This window comes from Phytobacter sp. RSE-02 (assembly GCF_040578655.1).
Taxonomy (GTDB): Bacteria; Pseudomonadota; Gammaproteobacteria; order Enterobacterales; family Enterobacteriaceae; genus Phytobacter; species Phytobacter diazotrophicus.
Genome location: NZ_JBEULY010000024.1, coordinates 35047 through 41442, shown reverse-complemented (window position 1 = coordinate 41442; position 6396 = coordinate 35047). Strand labels below are relative to the sequence as shown.

The 6396-nt window shown below is 57.2% G+C and carries 5 protein-coding genes; 4 read left to right on the top strand and 1 reads right to left on the bottom strand.

Going from position 1 to position 6396, the window contains the following annotated elements; all coding sequences use genetic code 11:
• Positions 1-214: 214 nt before the first annotated feature.
• Entirely contained in the window at positions 215-1567 is a 1353-nt protein-coding gene (gene rhlE, locus ABU190_RS25700; RefSeq protein WP_354692761.1) for an ATP-dependent RNA helicase RhlE, read from the bottom strand.
• A 301-nt stretch (positions 1568-1868) separates the two neighbouring features.
• On the opposite strand from rhlE, the gene cecR reads away from it, so the two are divergent.
• Genes cecR through ABU190_RS25680 form a run of 4 tightly spaced genes read left to right on the top strand, consistent with a single transcriptional unit; the run spans position 1869 to position 6387 of the window.
• Positions 1869-2543, top strand: a complete 675-nt coding sequence (cecR, locus tag ABU190_RS25695) for a transcriptional regulator CecR (RefSeq protein WP_039077219.1) — start codon at positions 1869-1871, stop codon at positions 2541-2543.
• Positions 2540-3535 (top strand): secretion protein HlyD, encoded by a 996-nt coding sequence (gene hlyD / locus ABU190_RS25690; RefSeq protein ID WP_193795542.1) that lies wholly within the window; start codon positions 2540-2542, stop codon positions 3533-3535. Before cecR ends, hlyD begins: the two co-directional genes overlap by 4 nt.
• Complete coding sequence (locus tag ABU190_RS25685; protein WP_354692760.1) at positions 3528-5264, top strand: ATP-binding cassette domain-containing protein; 1737 nt, start codon at positions 3528-3530, stop codon at positions 5262-5264. The genes hlyD and ABU190_RS25685 overlap by 8 nt, the downstream gene beginning before the upstream one ends.
• Positions 5257-6387, top strand: a complete 1131-nt coding sequence (locus ABU190_RS25680; RefSeq protein ID WP_354692759.1) for an ABC transporter permease — start codon at positions 5257-5259, stop codon at positions 6385-6387. Before ABU190_RS25685 ends, ABU190_RS25680 begins: the two co-directional genes overlap by 8 nt.
• Positions 6388-6396 lie beyond the last annotated feature (9 nt).

Genomic DNA, 6396 nt, shown 5'->3' with positions numbered 1-6396 from the left:
CATGGTATCTCTCGCATCCCAGGGCATAAGTGACTCCATAAACGGGTTCTTATGCCTCAGTTGTAAGTGTCTACCATGTCCCCGAACAAGCGTTCACTATGTCTCCGGACCGTACAAGGGAGAGGGCTGGGGTGAGGGGAACATACAGCCCCTTACTCAAAACCAAAAACAAAAAGCCCTGCACGCGGGCAGGGCTTCTTAATCACATCAGGCGTCAGGCGCTTGCTGCGGGTTTACGCGGGCGACGACGGCGCGGTTTCTCACCCGCCGGTTTACTTCCTTCCTGGGTACGTGGCGCTTTCGCTTTCGACGCGCCACCGTCGTTACGGCGTGGCTGCTGTTGTCCGCGACCACCGCCACCGCCCTGACCACGACCACCACGGCCCTGGCTCTGACGACCATTCACAATCGGCTCGGCCTTGATAGACGGATCGGGCTCGTAACCCGGCAGAGCGATACGTGGGATCTCTTTTTTCAACAGGCGCTCGATGTCACGCAGCAGTTTATGTTCATCGACGCAGACCAGCGACAGCGCTTCACCGGTTGCCGCAGCACGACCGGTACGGCCAATACGGTGTACATAATCTTCCGGCACGTTCGGCAGCTCGTAGTTCACTACGTGCGGCAGCTCTTCGATATCCAGACCACGGGCCGCAATGTCGGTTGCGACCAGTACTCGGATATCACCCGATTTAAAGTCTGCCAGCGCACGGGTACGCGCGCCCTGACTTTTGTTACCGTGGATAGCTGCGCTGCGAATACCGTCTTTATTCAGTTGTTCAGCCAGATGGTTCGCACCGTGTTTGGTGCGGGTGAAGACCAGCACCTGCTGCCAGTTGCCTTCGCCAATCATCTGGGAGAGCAGCTCGCGCTTACGTTTTTTGTCGACCATGTGAACGTGCTGCGTTACCTGCTCAGAGGCGGTATTGCGGCGCGCCACTTCGATTTCCAGCGGGTTGCGCAGCAGCTTTTCGGCCAGGCCCTTGATGTCATCCGAGAAGGTCGCGGAAAACAGCAGATTCTGACGACGCGCAGGCAGTTTAGCCAGCACGCGGCGAATATCGTGGATAAAGCCCATGTCCAGCATGCGGTCAGCTTCGTCCAGCACCAGGATCTCTACGCTGTCCAGTTTGACGGCGTTCTGGTGTTCCAGATCCAGCAGACGACCCGGCGTGGCGACGAGAATATCGACACCGCTACGCAGCTTCATCATTTGAGGGTTAATGCTCACGCCGCCGAAAACCACCAGCGAACGCAGGTTCAGATATTTGCTGTAATCACGTACGTTTTCGCCGATTTGCGCGGCAAGTTCGCGCGTTGGCGTCAGGATCAGCGCACGCACCGGGCGACGGCCTTTCGCGTGCGGCTCTTTTTGTACCAGACGTTGCAGCAGCGGCAGCGTAAAGCCCGCGGTTTTGCCAGTACCCGTCTGGGCGCTCGCCATCAGGTCGCGGCCTTCCAGCACCGCTGGGATCGCCTGTTGCTGAATAGGGGTTGGCTCACGGTAGCCCTGCTCGTCAACAGCACGCAGAATTTCCGGGTTCAGGCCAAGGGAATCAAAAGACATAACAACTCCGCACCGCCCCGACCATAACAGGTGTAGTTTTCGAGGAGATAATAATATGACAGATGACAAAAACCACAATGTCATGAAGGGGCGGAGTGTAACAGCTTTTGTGACACAGCGCATAAAATATCGCTCTGCTAATCATTGAAGAAATATTTCTCCGATTTTCCCAACCCTGATGGCCCGTGGCCTGGGGAACGGCACGCAATTTTTAGCGGTAAGAGTGTGATAACACCCGACTGGACACGGCGAAAAAATAGCCATAAAGTTAATCAATCGATTGATTAACTTTATTCCACCGATGAATATGAACTCGACGACCAGTAAAGGTGAGCAGGCCAGAAACCAGTTGATTGCCGCTGCCCTCGCACAGTTTGGCGAATACGGGTTGCATGCCACCACGCGCGATATCGCTGCGCTGGCCGGGCAGAATATTGCCGCAATCCCCTACTACTTCGGTTCAAAAGAGGATCTGTATCTCGCCTGCGCCCAGTGGATCGCCGATTTTATTGGCGCAAATTTTCGCCCCCACGCCGAAGCCGCCGAAATCCTGTTTACCCAGGCGGAACCCGATAAAGAGGCGATACGTGAACTGATTCATCGGGCCTGCAAGAACATGATTATGCTGCTCACCCACGATGACACGCTGAATCTGAGTAAATTTATCTCGCGCGAACAGCTCTCCCCTACCCGCGCCTATCAGCTAGTCCATGACCAGGTGATCGCCCCGTTGCACAGCCATCTTACCCGGCTGATTGCGGCTTACACCGGCAGAGAAGCCAATGATACGCAAACCATTTTGCACACCCATGCGCTGATCGGCGAGATCCTCGCCTTCCGCCTGGGTCGGGAAACCATTTTACTGCGCACCGGATGGGCGCAATTCGACGATGAGAAAGCCGACCTGATTTGCCAGGTCATCACGTGCCATATCGATCTTATCCTTCAGGGATTAACAAGGAGTTCCGGGTTATGAAAAAGCCTGTCGTCATCGTGTTGATTGTCGTTATCGTACTCGCCGCGCTTGGCGGGGGCTGGATGTGGTATCAAAGCCGACAGGCAGCCACCCTCACGCTCTACGGGAATGTGGATATTCGCACCGTGAACCTCAGTTTCCGGGTCGGCGGACGTCTCGCTTCACTTGCGGTGGATGAAGGGGATGCGATAACCGCCGGGCAGAAGCTTGGCGAAATCGACAAAGCCCCTTACGAGAATGCCCTTATGCAGGCACAAGCCAATGTCTCGACGGCGAAGGCAAAATACGATCTGGTCACCGCGGGCTATCGCGATGAAGAGATTGCCCAGGCGGCGGCGGCGGTCAATCAGGCGCAGGCGGCCTACGATTACGCGCAAAACTTTTATCAGCGCCAGCAGGGGCTGTGGAAAAGCCGGACCATTTCCGCCAACGACCTGGAAAATGCGCGTTCCTCCCGCGACCAGGCGCAAGCCACACTGAAATCGGCGAAAGATAAACTCAGCCAGTACCGTACCGGTAATCGCCCGCAGGAGATAGCCCAGGCCAAAGCCAGCCTTGAGCAGGCACAGGCGCAACTGGCGCAATCACAACTGGATTTGCAGGATACCCAACTGGTATCGCCCTCTAATGGTACTCTGCTCACTCGCGCCGTAGAGCCGGGTAGCATGTTAAATGCCGGGAGCACCGTTCTTACGCTCTCCCTGACCCGCCCGGTTTGGGTTCGCGCCTACATCAGTGAAGTCAATTTGCATCAGGCCCAGCCCGGTCAAACGGTATTGTTGTACGTTGATGGCCGCCCCAATAAGCCTTACCACGGCAAAATTGGCTTTGTTTCCCCGACGGCGGAATTCACCCCGAAAACCGTGGAAACGCCGGACTTGCGTACCGATTTGGTCTATCGGCTGCGCATTATCGTCACCGACGCCGATGACGCTCTGCGCCAGGGGATGCCGGTTACCGTGAGCTTCGACAATGGAGCACGGAATGAGTGAGGCAACCATCCGTCTGAACGGCCTGGTCAAGCGCTTCGTCGGGATGGAGAAACCCGCCGTCGCCCGTCTGGACTGCACCGTGAAAGCCGGATACGTCACGGGGCTGGTTGGCCCGGATGGCGCGGGGAAAACCACGCTGATGCGCATGCTCGCCGGACTGATGAAACCCGATGAAGGCAGCGCGGAGGTTATTGGCCTGGATCCCATCGCCAACAACAGCGAACTGCATGCCTCGCTCGGTTACATGCCGCAAAAATTCGGCCTGTATGAAGATCTCACGGTGATAGAAAACCTCAACCTGTACGCCGATCTGCGCAGCGTGACCGGGGAACAGCGCCAGGAGACCTTTGCCCGACTGCTTGAATTCACCGCCCTCGCTCCCTTTACCGGACGGCTGGCGGGCAAGTTGTCCGGCGGCATGAAACAGAAACTGGGGCTTGCCTGCACCCTGGTCGGGCAACCGAAAGTGCTGTTGCTGGACGAACCCGGTGTCGGCGTGGACCCGATATCACGCCGTGAACTGTGGCAGATGGTGCATACCCTCGCCGGGGACGGCATGCTGATTTTATGGAGCACCTCTTATCTGGACGAGGCCGAGCAGTGCCGCGATGTGCTGCTGATGAACGAAGGAGAATTGCTTTATCAGGGCGAACCGCGTGCGCTGACGCAAACCATGGCCGGGCGCAGTTTTCTCGCCAGCAGCCCGCAGGAAAACAACCGCCAGTTATTGCAACGCCTGCTGAAACTGCCGCAGGTCAGCGACGGGATGATTCAGGGGCGTTCGGTGCGGGTGATTCTGGCGAAAGAATCAACGGTGGACGCCCTGCGCAGCGCATCGTCACTGACCCGGTTAGACATCGAAGAGACCGCGCCGCGCTTTGAAGACGCGTTTATCGACCTGCTGGGCGGCGCCGCGTTCACCCAGTCGCCGCTGGGGGCCATTCTGCATACCGTGGAAGGCACCCCTGATGAGACAGTGATCGAAGCCCGGCAACTGACGAAAAAATTTGGCGATTTCGCCGCCACCGATCATGTCGATTTCGCCGTGAAGCGCGGCGAGATTTTTGGCCTGCTCGGGCCAAATGGCGCGGGGAAATCCACCACCTTCAAGATGATGTGCGGGTTGCTGGTCCCCACCTCCGGCAAAGCGCTGGTACTGAATATGGATTTAAAAACCAGCTCCGGCCAGGCACGCCAGCATCTTGGCTATATGGCGCAAAAATTCTCCCTTTACGGCAACCTGACGGTGGCGCAAAACCTGCGCTTTTTCTCCGGCGTCTACGGCCTTCGGGGACGGGCGCAGCAGGATAAAATCACACGGATGGTGGACGCGTTTGGCCTTAAGGCGATAGCCAATCAGGCAACCGACGCCCTGCCGCTGGGCTTTAAGCAACGCCTGGCGCTGGCCTGCGCGCTGATGCATGAGCCGGACATTCTGTTCCTCGATGAGCCGACATCTGGCGTCGACCCGCTGACCCGCCGCGAGTTCTGGCTGCACATTAACAGCATGGTGGAGAAAGGGGTAACGGTCATGGTCACCACCCACTTTATGGATGAAGCCGAATATTGCGACCGCATCGGGCTGGTCTATCGCGGTAAACTTATCGCCAGCGGCACGCCGGATGCCCTGAAAGCGCAAACGGCCGATGCAGAGCACACCGACCCGACGATGGAACATGCCTTTATCACGCTCATCCATAACTGGGATAAGGAGCATCACGATGCATAGCCCTCTCTCCCTGCGTCGCGTGCGCGCGCTCTGCATCAAAGAGACGCGCCAGATTGTGCGCGATCCCAGTAGCTGGCTGATTGCAGTGGTGATCCCGTTAATGCTGCTGTTTATTTTCGGCTACGGCATAAACCTGGACTCCAGCAAGCTGCGCGTGGGCATTTTACTGGAGCAGCACAGCGAAGAGGCGCTGGACTTCGCCCATACGATGACCGGCTCTCCGTGGTTTGACGCGACGGTCAGCGATAATCGCCAGCAATTAATTCAGATGATGCAGGCCGGGCGCATTCGCGGGCTGGTGGTCATTCCGGTGAATTTTGCCGAACAGATGGCGCGCCCCGGTGAAGATGCGCCGCTACAAGTGATCACCGATGGCAGCGAACCCAATACCGCCAACTTCGTTCAGGGCTATGTACAGGGGATCTGGCAGGTCTGGCAACAGCAGCGGGCCGACGATCGCGCCGAAAGTTTCGAACCGCTGATTGACGTACAGATGCGCTACTGGTTTAACCCCGCCGCCATCAGCCAGCATTTTATTATCCCCGGCGCGGTCACCATCATCATGACAGTGATCGGCGCGATCCTCACCTCGCTGGTGGTGGCGCGCGAATGGGAGCGCGGCACCATGGAGGCACTGCTCTCTACCGAAGTTACCCGTACCGAACTCCTGCTCTGCAAGCTTATCCCCTACTACTTCCTCGGAATGCTGGCGATGTTGCTGTGTATGCTGGTGTCGGTATTTATTCTCGGGGTGCCGTATCGCGGTTCGCTGGTGATCCTGTTTTTCATCACCAGCCTGTTTCTGCTCAGCACATTGGGGATGGGGTTACTGATTTCGACCATTACGCGAAATCAGTTCAATGCCGCACAGGTGGCGCTTAATGCCGCCTTTTTGCCGTCGATCATGTTGTCCGGGTTTATCTTCCAGATTGACAGTATGCCTGCGGTGATCCGGGCGGTGACCTACATTATTCCGGCGCGCTACTTCGTCAGTACCCTGCAAAGCCTGTTTCTGGCAGGCAATATCCCGGTGGTACTGGTCATCAACGTGCTGTTTCTGTTGGCTTCGGCAATCATGTTTATTGGCCTGACGTGGGTGAAAACTAAACGGCGGCTGGATTAGGGAGGCACC

What these genes read in the sequence shown, in the direction of transcription:
- rhlE (WP_354692761.1), bottom strand. Translation starts at nt 1,567, where the DNA reads ATGTCTTTTGATTCCCTTGGCCTGAACCCGGAAATTCTGCGTGCTGTT.
- cecR (WP_039077219.1), top strand. Translation starts at nt 1,869, where the DNA reads ATGAATATGAACTCGACGACCAGTAAAGGTGAGCAGGCCAGAAACCAG.
- hlyD (WP_193795542.1), top strand. Translation starts at nt 2,540, where the DNA reads ATGAAAAAGCCTGTCGTCATCGTGTTGATTGTCGTTATCGTACTCGCC.
- ABU190_RS25685 (WP_354692760.1), top strand. Translation starts at nt 3,528, where the DNA reads ATGAGTGAGGCAACCATCCGTCTGAACGGCCTGGTCAAGCGCTTCGTC.
- ABU190_RS25680 (WP_354692759.1), top strand. Translation starts at nt 5,257, where the DNA reads ATGCATAGCCCTCTCTCCCTGCGTCGCGTGCGCGCGCTCTGCATCAAA.